Here is a 19,606-nt window from a genome sequence, read left to right as displayed (position 1 = left end):
CAATCCATTTCAACGGATCACGCAAAACCTGCAGTCAGCAGGCAACGCAAGAACCGGCCCAGAAAAGGAAAGCTGCCATGACCAACGAACAACTGCTCGCCGAAATTCGCGAAGCCAACCTCACGTACCTGATGCTGGCGCAAAACCTCATTCGCCACGACAAGGCCGAAGCAGTGTTCCGCTTGGGGCTGAACGAAGACGCCGCCGACATTCTGGCATCGCTGTCGGCCGCGCAAGTGCTCAAACTGGCCTCCCGCAACACGCTTCTTTGCAGCTTCCGGGTGGACGACAACCTGGTGTGGAGCTTGCTGACCAACCACTCGGCCAAGAAAGTGGGCAACGAAGCCACCAACACGCTGCACGCCAACATCCTGATGGCCAGCCGCGTGTCGGAAGTGCTCTGATCCTGCATTGCCTCTCTCGCATCCCGCGTCCCGCCGATCGCCACCGAAAGCCTCCATGTCCGCCACGCCAGCCACCCCCAAAGCCCCCGCCAAGAGCGTTCTGAACGAATCCAAGCAGATCGCACGCGCTGCGATGCTGATCGAGATGGGCGCGCGCATGCAGGTGCTCGAATCGGAAACCACGCTGTCGTATGAACGCTTGATCCGCCTGTACAAGGAGATCGCGGGCAAGTCGCCGTCCAAGGGCCAGCTGCCGTTTTCCACCGACTGGTTCCTCACCTGGCAGGAAAACATCCACAGTTCGCTGTTTTTGAATATCTACGAATACCTGTCCAAGGGCGTAGACCTGGACTCGGTGGAGTTGCTGACCAAGGCCTACCGCCTCTACAACGAACAAGTGGCCACGGCCGAGATCGAGCCCCTGCTGTCGTTCACCCGCGCCTGGCGCCTGGTGAAGTTTGTGGATGCCGGCATGCTCACGCGCACCAAATGCGCCGAATGCAGCGGCCAGTTTGTCACCGAGCTGTATGAAAATCGCCACTTCACCTGCGGCCTGTGCAACCCACCCGCACGCGCCGGCAAGAGCAAGACCGCTGGCGCGCTGATGCTGCACTGAAATTCGAGCCAAATTGGCTTATAGCGCTTACCAATAAAGCGTTAGAAGCTATCAATTGATGAGCAATCCAGTCACAGACCGACCACGTCACGGCGCAGCCAGCAGGGCGCGCACATCCTCATCCATCGGCACCGCATAGTCGTGCGCAGCCAGCACGGCGTCGCCTGGCGGGCCGATCAGCTTCAGGCTGACATACAGCTGGCGCGCCGACACGGCATAGGCGCCCACCACCGCGGCCTGCGCCCCCTGGGTTCGGAAGGCGTCGCGCAACGCGCGGGGCCGCAGCAGTTCGCCCTGATCGCGCGGCACCACGGGCGCGTCCCGCAACGCCATCTCGGTGACCAGCACACCGCGCTGCACCATGCGGCCAGCGATCTGCCCGGCCACGATGCGCCCCAGGCGCGATGATTCGGAAGGCCGGTCCACATTCACCATCGTGCCCACCACCACGGGCTGGGCTGGATCCAGGACCACGGTCTTCAGCAGCGCATCGGTGGCACGGTAGCTGGTCTCCACCAAATTGCCGCGCAGCATGGCGTCCACCGTGGTGCCCAGCGTGGGGCCGTATTTTTCGCCGTAGTAATAGCCTGAGCAACCTGGCAAGGCGGCGGCGCCCAGCAGACAGGCGGCCACCAGCGCCCAGCGTTTCATGCCCTCACCACCGTGCAGGAACAGAACGGCACGGGCTGGAGCGGGTGCGGCCTCGCGGGAGGGCGCATCCGGTCGCCGCTCTTGACGAAGTACGAGAGCCAAAAAGTTCACGCGGGTACGCATCGAGCGCCATGTGTCAGCTTGCATCGGGCCATGCTAGCGACAAGCCCCTGGGACCAACCCACAAACAACAGGGGTTTTGGGGCGCACTTTCGCCCCACCCGCAGACAGGCGACGGCCGCCTACATGACAAGCACGGCGGCTGCCGCACAATCCGCGCATGACCGAGCCCACAGAGCCCCTCCAGCCCCCGTCCCCGTTCCTCCGCCCGCCGCCGCCGGCCCGCGGTCACCCTCGCGGCGCCCGCGCCGCCGGCATCCAGTCCACCGCGTCTGCGCGCTCCGCTGATGCTGCAAACGCCCGTGGATGTGCGCAATCTGTCGCTGGCACTGCTGGCGCTGTTTGCCAGCGTGGCCCTGCTGCATTGGGCGAGCGCGGTATTCATCCCCATCATGCTGAGCCTGCTGCTGACCACGGCGCTGCGGCCGGTCGTGGATGTCCTGCAGCGCTGGCATGTGCCGCGCTGGCTGGGCTCTGGCGTTTTACTGATAGCCCTGTTGACGGGTGTGGCCAGCGCGGCCTGGTCGCTCAGCGACGGGGCCGTCGAGCTGGTCAACTCCATGCCGGTGGCCGCCAAGAAGGTGCGTGACAGCCTGCGCCAGCGCTCCGGTGGCGACAGCGCGCTCGACACCATGCAGAAAGCCGCCACACAGATCGAGCAGGCGGCCGCCGAAACCAGCTCTGCCACGCCCACGCGCCGGGGTGTGCAGCGCGTGGTGATCGAGCGGCCTTCGTTCAACATCCGCGACTACCTCTGGAGCGGCACCATGGGCCTGATGTCGGCCCTGGGGCAGCTCACCGTGGTGGTGTTTCTCACCTTCTTCTCGCTGGCGTCGGGCAACCTGTTTCGGCGCAAGCTGGTGCGCATCGCGGGCACCAGCCTGGAGCGCAAGAAGATCACCATGCAGGTGCTCAATGAGATCACCGCGCAAATCCAGAGCTACCTGCTGGTGCAGGTGTTCACCAGCGTTCTTGTGGGCATAGCCACCGGGCTGGCTTTCTGGGCCCTGGGGCTGGAAAACGCGGCCGTGTGGGCCGTGCTGGCGGGGGTGCTCAACCTCGCGCCCTACATCGGTTCGGTGCTGGTCACCGGCGCATCGGCGCTGGTGGCGTTTTTGCAGTTTGGCTCGGTGGACATGGCGCTGGCCATCGGCGGGGCCTCATTGCTCATCCACACCATCGTGGGCCAGCTCATCACGCCCTGGCTCACCAGCCGCGCCAGCAGCATGAGCCCCGTGGCGGTGTTTGTGAGCGTGCTCGCCTGGGGCTGGCTGTGGGGCCTGTGGGGGCTGCTGCTAGGCATCCCGGTGATGATGGCCGTGAAGGCGGTGTGTGACCGGGTGGAGGATTTGAAGGCGGTAGGGGAGCTGCTGGGAGACTGAACACCTCGGAACGTGTTCACGATCTCAGCAACACCACCCGCATCAACCCGTGTTGCGCAGCCCTGCGGCAATGCCGTTGATGGAGATGTGGATACCCGTCTGCACGCGCTCGTCGCCCTGGCCCGCGCGCCAGCGGCGCACCAGCTCCACCTGGAGGTGGTGCAGCGGGTCGATGTAGGGAAAGCGGTGCTTGATGGAGCGGGCCAGCGCCGTGTTGTGCGCAAGGCGCTGCTTGTCGCCGGTGATGCGGGTCAGCGCATCGGCCGTGCGGTGCCATTCGGCCTCGATGGCGCTGAACACCTTCTTGCGCAGGCGCGTGTCGGTCACCAGTTCGCTGTAACGCGATGCCAGCGCCAGGTCGCTCTTGGCCAACACCATGTCCATGTTGGACAGCAGCGTGCGAAAGAACGGCCACTGGCGGTACATCCTTTGCAACAGCGCCAGCTGGGTCTTGGGGTCCTTGCCTTCCAGGTTGACGAACGCTTCCACGGCGGCACCAAAGCCGTACCACCCCGGCAGCGTGAGGCGGCACTGGCCCCAGCTGAAGCCCCAGGGAATGGCGCGCAGATCCTCGATCTTCTGGCTGGCCTTGCGCGACGCCGGCCGCGAGCCGATGTTGAGCTCGGCAATCTCGCGGATGGGCGTGGCGTTGAAAAAATAGTCGGTAAAGCCCGGGGTGTCGTACACCAGCGCGCGGTAGGCGCCCATGCTGTCCTGCGACAGCTGCGCGGCCGCATCCAGAAACGCCTTGGTGGCCGATTTGGTGGGTTGCAGCAGCGTGGCTTCGAGCGTGGCGGCGACCAGGGTTTCAAGGTTGCGCCGGCCGATCTCGGGGTTGGCGTACTTCGATGCAATCACCTCGCCCTGCTCGGTCAGCCGGATCTGGCCACGCACGGTGCCCGGCGGCTGGGCCAGGATGGCCTGGTAGCTCGGGCCGCCGCCCCGGCCCACGGTGCCGCCACGGCCATGGAACATGCGCAGCTGGATGCCATGGCTGGTATCGAGCTCGTCAAACAATTCCACCAGCGCAATCTCGGCGCGGTACAGCTCCCAGTTGCTGGTGAAGATGCCGCCGTCCTTGTTGCTGTCGGAATAGCCCAGCATGATGTCCTGCTCGCCGCCGCTGCGCTGCACAAGCCCCGCCACGCCGGGCAGGGCATAGAACTCGCGCATGATGGGCGCGGCATTGCGCAGGTCTTCGATGGTCTCGAACAGTGGCACCACGATGAGGTCGTTGCGGGCCTCGGCATCCAGCGTGCTGCGCAGCAGGCCCACTTCCTTTTGCAGCAGCAGCACTTCCAGCAGGTCGCTCACCGCCTCGGTGTGGCTGATGATGTAGTGGCGAATCGCCTCATGGCCAAAGCGCTCGCGCAGCACGCGGGCCGTTTCAAAAATGGCCAGCTCGCCCTGGGTGTGGTTTGAGTAAGCGGCGCCCACCACGCGCAGCGGCCGCGCATCGTTGAGCAGCTTGATCAGCAGCGCGCGCTTGGCGGCCTCTTGCAGGCTGCTGTAGTTCGGTTCGATGCGCGCCGTGGTCAGCAACTCGGCCACCACTTCTTCGTGCTTGTCGGAGCTTTGGCGCAGGTCCACCGTGGCCAGGTGAAAACCGAAAACCTGCACGGCACGGATCAGCGGGTGCAGGCGCTCGGCCGCCAGGGCCTTGCCATGGTGTGATTGCAGCGATGCCTCGATGACGCGCAGGTCGGCCAGAAATTCGTCCGCGCCGGCATAGGCGTTTTGCGGCGCAACGGCATGGCGGGCCGCGTCGCCTCCCGTCAGGTCCTTGAGCGTGGCCGCCAGGCGTGCGTAGATGCCGGTCAGCGCGCGGCGATAGGGCTCGTCCTGCCGGTGCTCGCTGGTGTCGGGCGAGCGCTGGGCCAGCGCCTGCATCTCGGGCGACACGGCCACCAGGCGTGCCGACAGCGACAGCTCGCCGCCCAGAAAGTGCACTTCGGTCAGGTAATGGCGCAGCGCCATGTCGGCCTGGCTGCGCAAGGCATATTGCAGGGTTTGCGCCGTCACATTGGGGTTGCCGTCGCGGTCGCCGCCGATCCACTGGCCCATGCGCAAAAAGCTGTGCACGGGGTACTGGCCCAGCTCGCGCTCCAGATCGGCGTAGATCTTGGGGATCTCGCGCAAAAAGGTGGCTTCGTAATACGACAGGGCGTTCTCGATCTCGTCGGCCACCGTGAGCTTGCTGTAGCGCAGCAGGCGCGTTTGCCACAGCTGGGCCACGCGGGCGCGCAGCAGGGCCTCGTTGGCGGCCAGCTCGCGCGGCGTGAGCGCATCCTTGGCGCTGTTGTAGAGCTGGGCGCGCACCTGGATGTCGTCGCGCACCGCCAGCAACTGGGCGATGTCGCGCTCGGCGTCCAGAATGCTTTTGCGCTGCACTTCGGTGGGGTGGGCCGTGAGCACCGGGGCCACATAGCTGCTGGCCAGCGTCTGCGCAATGGTCTTGGGCGCAATGCCGGCCCAGCGCAGGCGCGACAGGGCCACCTCGATGCTGCCCTCCTGCGTATCGCCCGCGCGCTCGTGCACGGCGCGGCGGCGGATATGGTGGCGGTCTTCGGCCAGGTTGGCCAGGTGGCTGAAATAGGTGAAGGCGCGGATCACGCTCACCGTCTGGTCGCCCGAGAGCGACTTGAGCAGCTTCTTGAGCGCGCGGTCGGCCTCCTGGTCGGCATCGCGGCGGAAGGCCACCGAGAGCTTGCGCACCTGCTCGACCAGTTCGTAGGCCTCCACCCCTTCCTGCTCGCGGATCACGTCGCCCAGAATGCGCCCCAGCAGGCGGATGTCGTCTATCAGGGGCTGGTCCTTGTCGGATCGTTTCATGCGGGTGTCTCCGGATTGAGGGGGCAGCCGGCCACTATCGGCCCACTGCGCAAGCCATCGCGGACACCAGCCACCGGTGCGGGCGCGATGCTAGCATCGCCGTCTGCCCAATGATTACAAATAGGTTACGAACGTGAGCCCGACACAACCCCTTCCCCTGGTGATCGCCACCCGCGAAAGCCGCCTGGCCCTGTGGCAAGCCGAACATGTGCAGGCCCTGCTGCGCGCGCGCGGCCACAGCGTATCGCTGCTGGGCATGACCACCCAGGGCGACCAGATCCTGGACCGCAGCCTCTCCAAGGTGGGCGGCAAGGGCCTGTTCGTGAAAGAGCTGGAAGTGGCGCTCGAAGAAGGCCGCGCCCACATCGCCGTGCACTCGCTCAAGGACGTGCCCATGGAGCTGCCCGAGGGCTTTGCCCTGGCCTGCGTGATGGAGCGCGAAGACCCGCGCGATGCCTTTGTTTCGCCCCACTATGCATCCCTCGATGCCCTGCCCCAGGGCGCGGTGGTGGGGACGTCGAGCCTGCGCCGCCAGGTGCTGCTGCAGGCGCTGCGGCCCGACCTCAAGATCGAGCCGCTGCGTGGCAACCTCGACACGCGCCTGCGCAAGCTCGACGACGGCCAGTACGATGCCATCGTGCTGGCGGCGGCGGGCCTCAAGCGCCTGGGCCTGCAGGACCGCATCCGCACCGAATTCGCCACCACCGACATGCTGCCCGCCGCGGGCCAAGGCGCCCTGGGCATCGAGATCCGCAGCGACCGGCAGGACCTGATGGCAGCATTGGCGCCGCTGGCCCACCAGGAAACCTGGCTCACCGTAACGGCCGAACGCGCCGTGAGCCGCGCCATGGGCGGCAGCTGCTCGATGCCGCTGGCCGCGCATGGCCGGCTGGTGCAGGGCACCCTGCATCTGGATGCCGCCTGGGGCGACCCCGACGGCAGTGCCCCGCTGGTTCACGCCAGCGCCAGCGCCCCGGTCGCCACGCTGGCGGACGCCGATGCCCTGGGTATCGCCATCGCCGCCCGCCTGCGCGCCGGTGGCGCCCGCGCTTCGCACCCTGTCACCGGCTGAGCCCGTGGTGGCGGCCACCCGGGTGATCGTGACCAGGCCAGCGCGCGAAGCGGCGCACTGGGTCGAGCAACTGGGCGCGCGCGGCCTTGCCGCCACGGCACTGCCCCTGATTGCCATCGGGCCCTGCACCGACCCCGCCGCACAGGCCGCACTCGCCCAGGCCCGCGCCCAACTCGGCGGCTACCGTGCCGCCATGTTTGTCAGCGGCAATGCCGTGGATTACTTTTTTGAACAAAAAGAATCAAAAGAGGCCGTAGCGCTTGCGGATAAAGCGCTATCAGCTATCAAAACAAGAGCATGGGCACCCGGCCCCGGAACCGTGCGGGCGCTGATGCGCGCCGGGGTTCCCCGTGATCGCATCGACAGCCCGGCGCCGGATGCCCCGCAGTTTGAATCGGAAACCCTGTGGCAGCAGGTGGCGCCGCAGGTGCGCACCGGCGACCGCATTCTCATCGTGCGTGGCTGCGCCGCAGGGGCAACGCCGGGCCCTGGCCAGGGACGGGACTGGCTGGCGCGCCAGATCGAACAGGCCGGCGCCACGGTGGATTTCGTGGTGACCTACACCCGCGGCGCCCCGCAGCTCACGCCCGAACAGACCGCGCTGGCCCATACGGCGGCAGGCGACGGATCGTGGTGGCTTTTGAGCAGCTCGGAGGCCCTCACGCACCTGGCCAGCGCCGCGCCGGGCCTCCCGCTGCACGCAGCGCGCGCCCTGGCCACGCACCCGCGCATTGCGCAAGCCGCACGCGCCGCCGGCTTTGGACACGTACTGGAATGCCGACCGGCATTAGAAGACGTGGTGGCCTCGATAGAATCGGCGGCATGAGCCCCGAGCCCCATACCGACCCGTCCGTCACAGCCGCCCCAGGCACACCGGTGACCGCTGCCGCGCCCGGCGCAGGCTCGGCGGCAGGCATGGCCCACACCGCGACGCCGCGGCACACCGGCACCTACCTGCTGGGCGCGGTGGCCCTTGCCGCGCTGATCAGCAGCGGGCTGTTGTGGCAAAAGCTGAACACCATCCAGGAGCAGCTCGCGCGCCAGTCGGCCGATGCGGGTGCACAGGCCATCGAGGCGCGTACCGTGGCGCGCCAGGCGGAAGAACTGGTGCGCGACACCGCCGCGCGCCTGTCGGTCACAGAAGCACGAGTGGGCGAAGTGGCGCTGCAGCGCAGCCAGCTCGAAGAACTCATGCAAAGCCTGTCGCGCTCGCGCGACGAAAACCTGGTGGTCGATATCGAATCGGCCATCCGCCTGGCGCAACAGCAGACCCAGCTCACCGGAAGCCTTGAACCCCTGGTGGCCGCCCTCAAAAGCGCCAACCAGCGCATCGAGCGCGCCGCACAGCCCCGCCTGGCCCCCGTGCAACGTGCCATCGGCCGCGACCTGGACCGCCTCACCCGTGCCACCGTGACCGACACCGCCGGCCTGCTGGCCCGTCTTGATGACCTGGTGCGCCAGGTGGACGAGCTGCCCGTGCAGAACGCCGTGGCGCAGGCGGCCGCAACACGCCGGCTGGCAGCCGCCACCCCTGGGCCCGGTGCACAGGGCGCATCGGGTGCAACCGCGCAGGCAGGCCAGGCCTGGTGGCAAACCACGCTGCAGCGCAGCTGGGAAGTGGTGCGCGACGAGGCCCGCAACCTGGTGCGTGTGAGCCGCATCGACCAGCCCGAGGCCATTTTGCTGGCCCCGAGCAAACCTTCTTCCTGCGCGAAAACCTCAAACTCAAGTTGCTCAACGCCCGCCTGGGCGTGCTGGCGCGCCAGTTTGAATCGGCCCGCGCCGACCTGGCGGCTGCCGCGGCGGCGCTCAACAAGTATTTCGACCCGTCCTCGCGCCGCACCCAGGCGGCAGCCGCCGTGCTGCAAACCGCCCAGGCCAGCATGAAGGCCGCCGAGCTGCCCCGTCTGGATGAAACCCTCTCCGCACTGGCCACGGCCGCTGCGGGAAGATGATGACTCCCCCTGAGTCGCTTCGCGCCTTCCCCCAAAGGGAGACGACGCCCTCACTGCAGGGCGGCCCTTGCGCGGCGTCCCTGGCCTGTGCTGCGCCAGTTTCGCCGGCTGCGGGTGCACGCGAAGAAGCATTGGATAACTGATATGCGCGCTGCACTCTGGCTTCTGGCGTTGTTTGGCGTGGCCGTGGCTGCGGCCCTGTTTGCGGGCAACAACCAGGGCACTGTCACGCTGTACTGGCCCCCTTATCGAATCGACCTGTCCCTGAACATGGTCGTTTTGCTGCTGGTGGGCGGCTTTGTTACGGTGTACATGGCGCTGCGTGCGCTGGCCGCCATGCTCGAATTGCCCCACCAGGCCCGCCGGTGGCGCGTGCAGCAGAAAGAACGCGCCATGCACGGCGCCATGCTCGATGCTTTGACGCACATGCTTGCCGGTCGCTTCATCCGCTCGCGCAAGGCGGCCCTGGCCGCGTTGACCCAGGAAGAAGCGCTCACATCCGCCAGCGAAAAAGTGCCTCACGGCCACCACCTGAGGGCGCTGGCACACATGGTGGCCGCCGAGAGCTCCCATGCGCTGCAGGACCGCCCCACGCGCGACCGCCATTTGCAGCAGGCCCTGGACCAGGCCCCGGCAGGCGGCACCGCCCAGGAGCAAGAGCTGCGCGAAGGCGTGCAGATGCGTGCTGCGCGATGGCACCTGGACGACCGCGATGCCGGCACAGCGCTTGAGCGGCTTGCCGCCCTGCCGCAGGGCGCCGCCCGGCGCACGCTGGCGCTGCGCATCAAGCTCAAGGCCAGCCGCCTGGCACGGCAGACAAACGACGCGCTGGACACCGCGCGCCTGCTCGGCAAGCACCATGCCTTCTCGGCGGACGCTGCCCAAAGCATCGTACGTGGCCTGGCCACCGAGCTCATCAGCAGCGCACACGACACGGCCCAGCTGCAGCAGATCTGGCTGCAACTGGAGCAATCCGAGCGCACCATGCCGGAGCTGTCCATCCACGCCGCCCAGCGGCTGGCAGCCTTGGGGGGCGAATCCACACAGGTGAGGGCCTGGCTGCTGCCGGCGTGGGAACGCATGGTGACGCTGCCCGACGCCCTGCCCGACTACCAGGCACTCAAGCTGGTTCGCACCCTCGAATCAGGCATGGACACCCTGGACGCCACCTGGCTGGCCCGCCTCGAATCCGCGCAACTGGCCAATCCGCGCGACGCCCGCCTGCAATATCTGGCGGGCGTAGCCTGCCTGAAACGCGAGCTGTGGGGCAAATCGCAGCAATTGCTGACCCAGGCCACCACGCATCTGCCCGATGCCAGCCTGCGCGCCAGCGCCTGGCGCCATCTTGCCGAACTGGCAGAGCAGCGCAATGACGGCGAGGCCGCAACAGCAGCCTGGAAAAAGGCCGCGCTCGCGCATTGACGCAGCGCTGACGCCAAGGGCCGACACCGTGGTTGTCGGCCTTATCCCTCGTGGCTCGCGTGTGCAGAGCGTTGGGGAACTTTGAGCGTAGCCACTCGCTCAATTCAGTTATTTTGAACTGAGCCGTCAATTCCCCTGAAGCCCGCAAGTGCTGTGGCTTCTTAAACTTGGTTCTTCGATTCACGGCACCTGAAGGCCCCGCTTGCGCACAACCCGCAACTTGGCAACCCAGGCCGCTTTCACCGCCTTCACCGAAATGCCCCATTCCCATCAAAGCCAGGCCCAGACCGCCCCGCGCTACACCCGCACCGCCATGCTGCTGCACTGGCTGCTGGGCATGGCGCTGGTCACCCTGTTTGGTGTCGGCCTGTACATGGCCGACCTGCCGTTCTCACCCCAGCGGCTGAAGCTCTACAACTGGCACAAGTGGGCAGGCGTCAGCATCCTTGCACTTTCGTTGCTGCGCCTGGTCTGGCGGCTGGCGCACCGGCCGCCGCAGTTGCCGGCACAGGTGAAAAAAGCCATGCCACGGTGGCAGCAACTGGCGCACCACGGCGCACACCATCTGCTGTACCTGCTGTTTTTCGCCGTGCCGCTGCTGGGCTGGGCCTACAGCTCGGCGGCGGGCTTTCCCATCGTGTTTTTCGGACTATGGCAATTGCCCGACTTCGTTGCTGCCAGCCCGGAACTGGCCGACGCCCTGAAACCACTGCACAAGCTCAGCGCGTTCGCCATGGCCGCTCTCGTGCTGGTGCATGTGGCAGCCGCAGTGAAGCACCACTTCGTTGACCGTGACGGACTGCTGCTGCGCATGTTGCCAGGCCGCCATTGATTTCCCCCCCGCCATTGCCCCAATTTTCAGGAGTTCGTCCATGCAGATTGCTTCTTTCTTCTCAGCCCTGGCCTTGGGCAGCGCCGCCTTGCTGGCGGCCCAGCCGGCGCTGGCACAGCAAAAACTGGTGCCCGCCCAGAGCGCGGTGCAATTCACCGCACGCCAGATGGGCGTACCCCTGGAAGGCCATTTCAAGAAGTTCGATGCGCAGGTCAGCTTTGACCCCGCCAAGCTGGCCACGAGCAAGATCGCCTTCACGGTGGACACCGGCAGCGCCACCCTGGGCTCGCGCGAAACCGACGCCGAACTGCCCAAGCCAACCTGGTTCAACGTGCCCCAGTTCCCGCAGGCCACCTTCCAGTCCAGCGCCATCAAGGCCCTGGGCGCAGGCAAGTTTGAAGTGGCCGGCAAGCTCAGCATCAAGGGCGTGGCCCGCGATGTGATCGTGCCTGTAACACTGGTGCAAAACGGCGCCACCACCATCGCCACCGGCTCGCTGCCGCTCAAACGCCTGGCATTCAAAATCGGCGAGAACGAGTGGGCCGACACCTCCATGGTGGCCGACGATGTGCAGGTGAAGTTCAAGCTGGCACTCAGCGGCGTCGGCAAGCTCTGACCGATTTTTTCCTTCCCCCCCTTTTTTCCGTCCTTTTCATCCAGGAGTTTTTTGATGCGCAAATCCCTTTTCGCCCTCGCTGCCACTGCCGTTCTGGCCACTGCCGCCCACGCAGCACCCGCCAACTACGCCATTGACCCCACGCACACCTTTGCCACCTTCGAGATCGGCCACTTTGGCGCTGCCGTGAACCGTGGCCGCTTTGACAAGAAGGAAGGCACCGTGCAGTTCGACAAGGCGGGCAAGAGCGGCAAGGTCGAGATCGCGTTCGACGTCGCTTCGGTCAACACCGGCACCGCAGCCTTTGACAAGCACCTGCAAAGCGCCGAACTGCTGGACGCCGCCAAGCACCCCACGGCCAAGTTTGTCTCGGACAAGTTCCATTTCAACGGCGACAAGGTCACTGCCGTGGACGGCAAGCTGACGCTGCTGGGCAAGACCCAGCCGGTCACGCTCAAGGCCAACCAGTTTGCCTGCTACGACAACCCCATGCTCAAGCGCGAAGTGTGCGGTGGCGACTTTGAAACTACCATCGACCGCACGGCTTTTGGCGTGAACTACGGCATCGACTGGGGCTTCCCCAAGAACGTGCGCCTTGTGCTGCAGATCGAAGCCGTCAAGCAATAAGCCCGGCCCCCTGTGGGGCTGATGCAGGCGCCCTACCCCGCCGGGGCGGGCGCCTTTTTTCTTCACTTTCGAGGCACTCTCATGCACATTGATCTCTCCGGAAAAACCGCCCTCATCACCGGCGCCAGCGCTGGCATTGGCCTGGCCATTGCGCGCGGACTGGCCCAGGCCGGTGCCCGCGTGACCCTGAGCGCCCGCGATGCCGGGCGCCTGAACGCCGCCGTGGCGGCCTTGCAGGCCGACGGCCTGCAAGCCCAGGGCATTGCCGCCGATCTGGCCACGGCAGCCGGCTGCCAGGCCCTGATCGCGGCGCTGCCAGACACCGACATCCTGGTCAACAACCTGGGCATCTACGGCACGCAGGACTTTTTTGCCATCAGCGATGCCGACTGGGAAAACTTTTTCCAGACCAATGTGATGAGCGGCCTGCGCCTGTCGCGCCACTATGCGCAGGGCATGAAGGCACGCGGCTGGGGCCGCATCCAGTTCATCTCCAGCGAATCGGCCGTCAACATCCCGGCCGACATGGTGCACTACGGCGTGAGCAAGTCGGCCGTGCAGGGCCTGTCGCGCGGGCTGGCCAAGGTGCTGGCGGGCAGCGGCGTCACGGTCAACACCATCCTGCCCGGCCCCACGCGCACCGAAGGCGTGGTGGGATTCATGGCCAACCTGGCGCGGGAGCAAGGCATTACGGTGGCCGAGATGGAAGTGCGCTTCTTCCGCGAAAACCGCCCGTCCAGCCTGATTGGCCGCTTTGCCACCCCCGAAGAAGTGGCCAACCTGTGTGTCTATGCCGCCTCGCCCCAGGCCAGCGCCACCACCGGCGCGGCTCTGCGCGTGGAAGGCGGGATTGTCGAGAGCATTCTTTGATCAGGCACCTGCGGCGCGCCAGGCACAGTGGTGCCATGAGCGCGCCGCAGACGACTTGGACACTCCGTATTTAATAGCTGCTGGCGCTTTCCAATCAAGCGCCAGCGGCCAAAAACACCCAAAATGGCGCGGCGCTGCCGGTCTGTGCGGGCAGGCCGGTAAAATCATTGCATCCCGCCCCCAGTCAACCTGACGGCATCCTTGGATCGTAAAAACGTTCTTTGGGGATGCCGTTTTCATTTGCGATCCCGCCATGAGCGACACCACTGCACAACCCGGCCTCGACAGCCTCTCCAAGTCCTTCGAACCCGCCGCCCTGGAAGCCCACTGGGGTCCCGAGTGGGAGCGCCGCGGCTACGGCGCGGCGGGCTTTCGGGGCACGGGCGCGCCAAAGGCGGGCGAGCCGGCCTTCTCCATCCAGTTGCCGCCACCCAACGTGACGGGCACGCTGCACATGGGCCATGCGTTCAACCAGACGATCATGGACAGCCTGACGCGCTACCACCGCATGCGCGGGTTCAACACCGCCTGGGTGCCCGGCACCGACCACGCCGGCATTGCCACGCAAATCGTGGTGGAGCGCCAGCTGCAAGAACAAGGCGTCAGCCGCCACGACATGGGCCCCACGCCCCCCGAGGCGCGCAAGAACTTCGTTGCCAAGGTGTGGGAGTGGAAAGAAAAAAGCGGCAACACCATCACCACGCAGATGCGCCGCATGGGCGACAGCGTGGACTGGAGCCGCGAATACTTCACCATGGACGACAAGCTCAGCAAAGTCGTCACCGAGACCTTTGTGCGCCTGTACCAGCAGGGCCTGATTTACCGAGGCAAACGCCTCGTGAACTGGGACCCCAAGCTCCAGTCCGCCGTGTCCGACCTGGAAGTCGAGAACGAAGAAAAAGACGGCTCGCTGTGGCACATCGCCTACCCGCTGGCCGACGGCTCGGGCCAACTGGTGGTGGCCACCACGCGCCCCGAAACCATGCTGGGCGACGTGGCCGTGATGGTGCACCCCGAGGATGAGCGCTACAAGCACCTGATCGGCCAGATGGTCAACCTGCCGCTGTGCGACCGCCAGATTCCGGTGATTGCAGACGACTACGTGGACAAGGAATTCGGCACCGGCGTGGTCAAGGTCACGCCCGCGCACGACCAGAACGACTATGCCGTGGGCCAGCGCCACAAGCTGCCCATGATTTGCGTGCTGACGCTGCAAGCCACCGTCAACGAAAACGCACCCGCCAAATACCAAGGCATGGACCGCTTCGTGGCCCGCAAGGCCGTGGTGGCCGACCTCGAAGCCCTGGGCCTGTTGATCGAAACCAAGAAGCACAGGCTCATGGTGCCGATTTGCACCCGCACCGGCCAGGTGGTCGAGCCCATGCTGACCGACCAGTGGTTTGTGGCTATGAGCAAGGAGGCAAAAGAAGGTACGGGCGATGCCACCGGCAAATCCATCGCACAAAAGGCCATCGACGCCGTGGCCAGCGGCCAGGTGAGCTTCGTGCCCGAAAACTGGGTCAACACCTACAACCAGTGGATGAACAACATCCAGGACTGGTGCATCAGCCGCCAGCTGTGGTGGGGCCACCAGATTCCGGCCTGGTACGACCAAGACGGCAACGTGATCGTGGCGCGCAACGAAGCCGAGGCGCAGGCCAAGGCCCCAGGCAAGCAGCTGCGCCGCGACGAGGACGTGCTCGACACCTGGTACTCGTCCGCGCTGGTTCCCTTCTCGACCATGGGCTGGCCCGAGCAGGGCACCACCGAAACCGACGACTTCAACCTGTACCTGCCCAGCAGCGTGCTGGTGACGGGCTACGACATCATCTTCTTCTGGGTCGCCCGGATGATCATGATGACCACGCACTTCACCGGCCGCGTACCGTTCAGGCATGTCTACATCCACGGCCTGGTGCGCGATGCGCAGGGCAAGAAGATGAGCAAGAGCGAGGGCAACGTGCTAGACCCGGTGGACCTGATCGACGGCATTGCGCTCGAACCCCTGCTCGACAAGCGCACCACCGGCCTGCGCAAGCCCGAGACCGCGCCCCAGGTGCGCAAGAACACGCAAAAGGAATTCCCCGAAGGCATCCCCGCCTATGGCGCCGACGCGCTGCGCTTCACCTTTGCCGCGCTGGCATCGCTGGGCCGCAGCATCAACTTCGACAGCAAGCGCTGCGAGGGCTACCGCAACTTCTGCAACAAGCTCTGGAATGCCAGCCGCTTCGTGCTGATGAACTGCGAAGGCCAGGACTGCGGCCTGCAAGAACACACCAAGGAGCAATGCCAGCCCGGCGGCGCGTTCGAGGGCTATATGGATTTCAGCCAGTGCGACCGCTGGATCAGCTCGCAGTTGCAAAAAGTCGAGGCCGAAGTGGCCAAGGGCTTTGCCGAGTACCGCCTCGACAACGTGGCCAACACGGTCTATGACTTCGTCTGGAACGAGTTCTGTGACTGGTACCTGGAAATCGCCAAGGTGCAGATCCAGACCGGCAACGCCGCGCAAGCCCGCGCCACGCGCCGCACGCTGATCCGCACGCTGGAAGCAATCCTGCGCCTGGCCCACCCCATCATTCCGTTCATCACCGAGGAGCTGTGGCAAAAGGTGGCGCCCGTCGCCGGCCTGCCCGGTGCATCGGTCAGCGTGGCCCGCTACCCCGAGGCCCAGCCCGAGAAGATCGACGAAGCTGCCATCGCCCACATGGGCCGCGTCAAGGCCCTGGTGGACGCTTGCCGCGCCCTGCGCGGCGAGATGAACGTATCGCCCTCCACCCGCCTGCCTTTGTTCGTGGTGGGCGACACCGACTTCATGCGCGGCGTCGCACCCGTGCTGCAGGCCCTGGCCAAGCTCAGCGAGGTCAAGGTGTTTGATGACGAAGCCGCCTGGGCCGCCGCCGCACAAGCCGCCCCTGTGGCCGTGGTGGGCGATGCCCGCATGTGCCTGTACATGGAGATCGACGTGGCGGCTGAAAAAGTGCGCCTGTCCAAGGAAATTGCCCGCATCGACGGCGAGATCACCAAGGCCAACAACAAGCTCTCCAACGAAGCCTTCGTGGCCAAAGCGCCTGCCGCCGTGATCGATCAGGAGAAAAAGCGCATTGCCGACTTTGGCTCCACCCTCACCCGCCTGCGCGACCAGCTGGCCCGTCTGGGCTGAGCCGCGTCTTAATCCACCCACCCTGCCTGAGCACCATGATCCAGCCCAACAACACCCCCGTTCGCAAAGCCGTGTTTCCTGTGGCAGGCCTCGGCACCCGCTTTCTGCCGGCCACCAAAGCCTCGCCCAAAGAGATGCTGCCCGTGGTGGACAAGCCGCTGATCCAGTACGCGGTGGAAGAAGCCTACGCCGCGGGCATCCGCCACATGATCTTTGTGACCGGGCGCAGCAAGCGCGCCATCGAAGACCATTTCGACACCGCCTACGAGCTGGAGGCCGAGCTGGAGGCTGCCGGCAAGAAGGAGCTGCTCGACCTGGTGCGCTCCATCCAGCCCGATGACATGGACTGCGCCTTTGTGCGCCAGCCCCGCTCGCTGGGCCTGGGCCACGCCGTGCTGTGCGCCGAACCGCTGGTGGGCAACGAGCCCTTTGCCGTGCTGCTGGCCGACGATCTGATGGTGGGGCCGCCCGGCGGCGAACCCGTGCTGGCGCAGATGGCTACGGCGTTTCGCCAGCAGGGGCGGTCGGTGATTGCCGTGCAGGAGGTGCCGCTCGACCAGGTGCACCGCTATGGCATCGTGGCCGGCGAGTCCGCTGGCGGGCCGCTGATCCGCATTGAGCGCATCGTCGAAAAACCCAAGGCCGATGTGGCGCCCTCGCGCATGGGCGTGGCCGGCCGCTACATCCTCACGCCCGGCATCTTCAACGAAATCCGAAACCAGCCCCGCGGCGTGGGCGGCGAAATCCAGCTGACCGACGGCATTGCCCGCCTCTTGCAAAACGAGGCCGTGTACGCCTTTCAATACCAGGGCAAGCGCTACGACTGCGGCAGCAAGGAAGGCTTTCTGGAGGCCACGGTAGAGCTGGCCCTGCAGCACCCGCAGGTGGGTGCCTCGTTTCGCGAATACCTCAAGACACTGGCGCTGTAACTCTCATCGCTTCACTTTTAATAGCTGCCGGCGCTCGCCAGATAAGCGCTGGCAGCTATTTTCACTAACGGCGTCGCAGAACGTGGATGTATTCTGCCCCCACCGTCTGCTGCTCCACCAGCTCATTGCCGGTCTGCTTGGCAAACGCCTGGAAGTCGCGCAGCGAGCCGCTGTCGGTGGCCAGCACCTTGAGCAACTGGCCACTGGCCATGTCGGCCAGGGCCTTCTTGGCCTTGAGGATGGGCAGGGGGCAGTTCAGGCCCCGGGTGTCGATTTCTTTGTGAGTTTCCATGGTCTTCTTCAATTTTTTGGCAGCAGCGGTTGTTCGTCCAGCCCGCGCCGCCGTTCCGCATTTTCCTCGGCCGTAAAAAACACGGGCTCGTGTCCCCGCGTACGCAGCCAGTCGGCCAGCGCATAGCCCGTGCCCGCAGGCCAGCATTTCAGGTCTTGCAGATCGTACAGCCGGTAGTCCACCAGCTCGGGCGACAGGCGCACCTCACCCTCGGCCACCACATGGTAGGCAATGATGATCTGGTTCATGCGCAAAAACTCGTAGGCCCCCACCAGCGTGGTGGCGCGCACATCAAGGTTGGTCTCTTCTTTCACCTCGCGCGCAATGCCGTCCTGCGGCGACTCGCCCGCCTCCATGAAGCCGGTGATCAGTGCAAACATCTTGCCCGGCCAGGCTGCATTGCGGGCCAGCAGCACCTTGCCGCCGATCTCGACAATGGCGGCCAGCACGGGCGTGGGGTTGTTCCAGTGCGTCCAGCCGCAGGCCGGGCAGCGCAGCCGCTCCTTGTCGCCGCCGTCTTCGGCCAGGGTAATGGGCAGCAGGGCGGTGCCGCAGTGGGTGCAGTGGCGGGCTTCGTAGTTCATTTACTATTATTTTTATAGCTGCTAGCGCTTATCCATCAAGCGCCAGAAGCCGATTTCATCAAAACCAGGCACCAGCAACAGGCCCGGTCGCATCACGCAGGGAACACGCCGGTGGAGAGATAACGGTCCCCCCGGTCGCACACGATGAACACGATGGTGGCATTGCTCTCACGCTGCGCGATCTGCTGCGCCACCCAGCACGCGCCCGCCGCCGAAATGCCCGCAAAGATGCCTTCCTCGCGCGCCAGGCGGCGGCACATTTCCTCGGCGTTGTCCTGGCTCACGTAAACCAATTCGTCCACCGTGCTCGCGTCGTAAATCTTGGGCAGGTATTCCTGCGGCCACTTGCGGATGCCCGGAATGCGCGAGCCCTCTTCGGGCTGCGCCCCGATGATCTGGATGGCCGGGTTCTTCTCTTTGAGAAAACGCGACACCCCGGTGATGGTGCCCGTGGTGCCCATGGCGCTCACAAAATGGGTGATGCGCCCGCCCGTCTGCTCCCACAGTTCGGGGCCCGTGGTTTCATAGTGGATGCGCGGGTTGTCGGGGTTGGCAAACTGGTCCAGCACCTTGCCCTCACCGCGTTTTTGCATGGCCTCGGCCAGATCACGCGCGTGCTCCATGCCGCCACTCTTGGGCGTAAGCACCAGGTCGGCGCCAAAGGCCTTCATGGTCTGGGCACGCTCGATCGACAAATCCTCGGGCATCACCAGCACCATGCGGTAACCCTTGATGGCCGCCGCCATGGCCAGCGCAATGCCCGTGTTGCCCGATGTGGCCTCGATCAGCGTATCGCCCGGGCGGATCTCGCCGCGCTCTTCGGCACGGCGAATCATCGACAGCGCTGGCCGGTCTTTCACCGAGCCCGCGGGGTTGTTGCCCTCCAGCTTGCCCAGCACCACGTTGCCACGCTCGGCATGGTCTTGTGCCCCAATGCGCTGCAGCGCCACCAGCGGCGTGTTGCCCACCGCGTCTTCAATCGTCGGATATTTCATGCGCCCTACTGTGCCATAATTTGCGTCTTCACAAATTCCTGCCCGGGTGGTGAAATTGGTAGACGCAGGGGACTCAAAAAGAGGTTTGTGTACCTTTTTTTGAAATTCGTGAACACCACGCAACACTAGGCGGGATAATGGTTTGCGGCGACTGGTCGAATAGAGACCCAAAGGGCTTGTTGAGACCTAGGAGCCAAATAGGAGCCACGGCGAAAAGCCAAGAGGCAGCAAGTAGAATTGAGACGTT

Annotated in this window: 17 protein-coding genes and 1 pseudogene; 13 read left to right on the top strand and 5 right to left on the bottom strand. The window is 65.5% G+C overall.

The genetic code is table 11. The features are described from left to right. Positions 1-77 precede the first annotated feature (77 nt). Positions 78-404: a flagellar transcriptional regulator FlhD gene (flhD, locus tag CBP34_RS05495; protein ID WP_086911771.1), complete on the top strand. Its 327-nt coding sequence runs from the start codon at positions 78-80 to the stop codon at positions 402-404. A gap of 55 nt (positions 405-459) precedes the next feature. Then, positions 460-1,020 (top strand): flagellar transcriptional regulator FlhC, encoded by a 561-nt coding sequence (gene flhC / locus CBP34_RS05490; RefSeq protein ID WP_086926869.1) that lies wholly within the window; start codon positions 460-462, stop codon positions 1,018-1,020. A gap of 87 nt (positions 1,021-1,107) precedes the next feature. Here flhC and CBP34_RS05485 read toward each other — a convergent pair whose 3' ends face one another. Next, on the bottom strand, positions 1,108-1,671 hold the full coding sequence (locus CBP34_RS05485; protein WP_094097503.1) for a FlgO family outer membrane protein: 564 nt from the start codon (positions 1,669-1,671) through the stop codon (positions 1,108-1,110). A gap of 407 nt (positions 1,672-2,078) precedes the next feature. Between CBP34_RS05485 and CBP34_RS05480 the strand changes: the two genes are divergently transcribed. Beyond that, positions 2,079-3,173 carry an AI-2E family transporter gene (locus CBP34_RS05480; RefSeq protein ID WP_094097502.1) on the top strand — a complete coding sequence of 365 codons (1,095 nt, stop codon included), beginning with the start codon at positions 2,079-2,081 and terminating at the stop codon, positions 3,171-3,173. Between the two features lie 42 nt (positions 3,174-3,215). Here CBP34_RS05480 and ppc read toward each other — a convergent pair whose 3' ends face one another. Then, entirely contained in the window at positions 3,216-6,005 is a 2,790-nt protein-coding gene (ppc, locus tag CBP34_RS05475) for a phosphoenolpyruvate carboxylase (protein ID WP_094097501.1), read from the bottom strand. A gap of 133 nt (positions 6,006-6,138) precedes the next feature. On the opposite strand from ppc, the gene hemC reads away from it, so the two are divergent. From hemC to galU, 10 genes and pseudogenes are all read left to right on the top strand, one after another. After that, complete coding sequence (hemC, locus tag CBP34_RS05470) at positions 6,139-7,077, top strand: hydroxymethylbilane synthase (RefSeq protein WP_086911766.1); 939 nt, start codon at positions 6,139-6,141, stop codon at positions 7,075-7,077. Beyond that, positions 7,004-7,903 (top strand): uroporphyrinogen-III synthase, encoded by a 900-nt coding sequence (locus CBP34_RS05465; RefSeq protein WP_086911765.1) that lies wholly within the window; start codon positions 7,004-7,006, stop codon positions 7,901-7,903. The genes hemC and CBP34_RS05465 overlap by 74 nt, the downstream gene beginning before the upstream one ends. After that, positions 7,900-9,032: pseudogene (locus tag CBP34_RS05460) on the top strand (uroporphyrinogen-III C-methyltransferase). The gene CBP34_RS05465 and the pseudogene CBP34_RS05460 overlap by 4 nt, the downstream one beginning before the upstream one ends. A 144-nt stretch (positions 9,033-9,176) precedes the next feature. Next, positions 9,177-10,454: a heme biosynthesis HemY N-terminal domain-containing protein gene (locus CBP34_RS05455; protein WP_094097500.1), complete on the top strand. Its 1,278-nt coding sequence runs from the start codon at positions 9,177-9,179 to the stop codon at positions 10,452-10,454. A gap of 256 nt (positions 10,455-10,710) precedes the next feature. After that, positions 10,711-11,286, top strand: a complete 576-nt coding sequence (locus CBP34_RS05450) for a cytochrome b (protein WP_094099073.1) — start codon at positions 10,711-10,713, stop codon at positions 11,284-11,286. A 40-nt stretch (positions 11,287-11,326) separates the two neighbouring features. Continuing rightward, positions 11,327-11,902: a YceI family protein gene (locus CBP34_RS05445; protein ID WP_086926862.1), complete on the top strand. Its 576-nt coding sequence runs from the start codon at positions 11,327-11,329 to the stop codon at positions 11,900-11,902. Between the two features lie 54 nt (positions 11,903-11,956). After that, positions 11,957-12,529 (top strand): YceI family protein, encoded by a 573-nt coding sequence (locus CBP34_RS05440; protein WP_094097499.1) that lies wholly within the window; start codon positions 11,957-11,959, stop codon positions 12,527-12,529. Between the two features lie 81 nt (positions 12,530-12,610). Continuing rightward, entirely contained in the window at positions 12,611-13,399 is a 789-nt protein-coding gene (locus CBP34_RS05435; protein ID WP_094097498.1) for an SDR family NAD(P)-dependent oxidoreductase, read from the top strand. A gap of 253 nt (positions 13,400-13,652) precedes the next feature. Continuing rightward, entirely contained in the window at positions 13,653-16,559 is a 2,907-nt protein-coding gene (locus CBP34_RS05430) for a valine--tRNA ligase (protein ID WP_094097497.1), read from the top strand. 35 nt (positions 16,560-16,594) lie between these two features. Then, on the top strand, positions 16,595-17,488 hold the full coding sequence (gene galU / locus CBP34_RS05425) for a UTP--glucose-1-phosphate uridylyltransferase GalU (RefSeq protein WP_086926859.1): 894 nt from the start codon (positions 16,595-16,597) through the stop codon (positions 17,486-17,488). 64 nt (positions 17,489-17,552) lie between these two features. Here the strand turns inward: galU and CBP34_RS05420 are convergent, their stop codons facing one another. The 3 genes from CBP34_RS05420 to cysM form a co-directional block, all read right to left on the bottom strand. Continuing rightward, a complete protein-coding gene (locus tag CBP34_RS05420; RefSeq protein WP_086926858.1) occupies positions 17,553-17,780 on the bottom strand; it encodes a sulfurtransferase TusA family protein in 228 nt (75 codons plus the stop codon). Between the two features lie 8 nt (positions 17,781-17,788). Further along, positions 17,789-18,364 carry an NUDIX domain-containing protein gene (locus CBP34_RS05415; RefSeq protein WP_094097496.1) on the bottom strand — a complete coding sequence of 192 codons (576 nt, stop codon included), beginning with the start codon at positions 18,362-18,364 and terminating at the stop codon, positions 17,789-17,791. Positions 18,365-18,456: 92 nt separating this feature from the next. After that, positions 18,457-19,359: a cysteine synthase CysM gene (gene cysM / locus CBP34_RS05410; protein ID WP_094097495.1), complete on the bottom strand. Its 903-nt coding sequence runs from the start codon at positions 19,357-19,359 to the stop codon at positions 18,457-18,459. Between the last annotated feature and the right edge of the window lie 247 nt (positions 19,360-19,606).

Source organism: Acidovorax carolinensis, assembly GCF_002157145.1.
GTDB classification, from domain to species: Bacteria; Pseudomonadota; Gammaproteobacteria; order Burkholderiales; family Burkholderiaceae_C; genus Acidovorax; species Acidovorax carolinensis.
The sequence above is the reverse complement of the archived record's forward strand: the minus strand, read 5'-3'. Positions and strand labels throughout refer to the sequence as shown.

What these genes read in the sequence shown, in the direction of transcription:
- flhD (WP_086911771.1), top strand. Translation starts at nt 78, where the DNA reads ATGACCAACGAACAACTGCTCGCCGAAATTCGCGAAGCCAACCTCACG.
- flhC (WP_086926869.1), top strand. Translation starts at nt 460, where the DNA reads ATGTCCGCCACGCCAGCCACCCCCAAAGCCCCCGCCAAGAGCGTTCTG.
- CBP34_RS05485 (WP_094097503.1), bottom strand. Translation starts at nt 1,671, where the DNA reads ATGAAACGCTGGGCGCTGGTGGCCGCCTGTCTGCTGGGCGCCGCCGCC.
- CBP34_RS05480 (WP_094097502.1), top strand. Translation starts at nt 2,079, where the DNA reads ATGCTGCAAACGCCCGTGGATGTGCGCAATCTGTCGCTGGCACTGCTG.
- ppc (WP_094097501.1), bottom strand. Translation starts at nt 6,005, where the DNA reads ATGAAACGATCCGACAAGGACCAGCCCCTGATAGACGACATCCGCCTG.
- CBP34_RS05465 (WP_086911765.1), top strand. Translation starts at nt 7,004, where the DNA reads ATGCCCTGGGTATCGCCATCGCCGCCCGCCTGCGCGCCGGTGGCGCCC.
- CBP34_RS05455 (WP_094097500.1), top strand. Translation starts at nt 9,177, where the DNA reads ATGCGCGCTGCACTCTGGCTTCTGGCGTTGTTTGGCGTGGCCGTGGCT.
- CBP34_RS05450 (WP_094099073.1), top strand. Translation starts at nt 10,711, where the DNA reads ATGCCCCATTCCCATCAAAGCCAGGCCCAGACCGCCCCGCGCTACACC.
- CBP34_RS05445 (WP_086926862.1), top strand. Translation starts at nt 11,327, where the DNA reads ATGCAGATTGCTTCTTTCTTCTCAGCCCTGGCCTTGGGCAGCGCCGCC.
- CBP34_RS05440 (WP_094097499.1), top strand. Translation starts at nt 11,957, where the DNA reads ATGCGCAAATCCCTTTTCGCCCTCGCTGCCACTGCCGTTCTGGCCACT.
- CBP34_RS05435 (WP_094097498.1), top strand. Translation starts at nt 12,611, where the DNA reads ATGCACATTGATCTCTCCGGAAAAACCGCCCTCATCACCGGCGCCAGC.
- CBP34_RS05430 (WP_094097497.1), top strand. Translation starts at nt 13,653, where the DNA reads ATGAGCGACACCACTGCACAACCCGGCCTCGACAGCCTCTCCAAGTCC.
- galU (WP_086926859.1), top strand. Translation starts at nt 16,595, where the DNA reads ATGATCCAGCCCAACAACACCCCCGTTCGCAAAGCCGTGTTTCCTGTG.
- CBP34_RS05420 (WP_086926858.1), bottom strand. Translation starts at nt 17,780, where the DNA reads ATGGAAACTCACAAAGAAATCGACACCCGGGGCCTGAACTGCCCCCTG.
- CBP34_RS05415 (WP_094097496.1), bottom strand. Translation starts at nt 18,364, where the DNA reads ATGAACTACGAAGCCCGCCACTGCACCCACTGCGGCACCGCCCTGCTG.
- cysM (WP_094097495.1), bottom strand. Translation starts at nt 19,359, where the DNA reads ATGAAATATCCGACGATTGAAGACGCGGTGGGCAACACGCCGCTGGTG.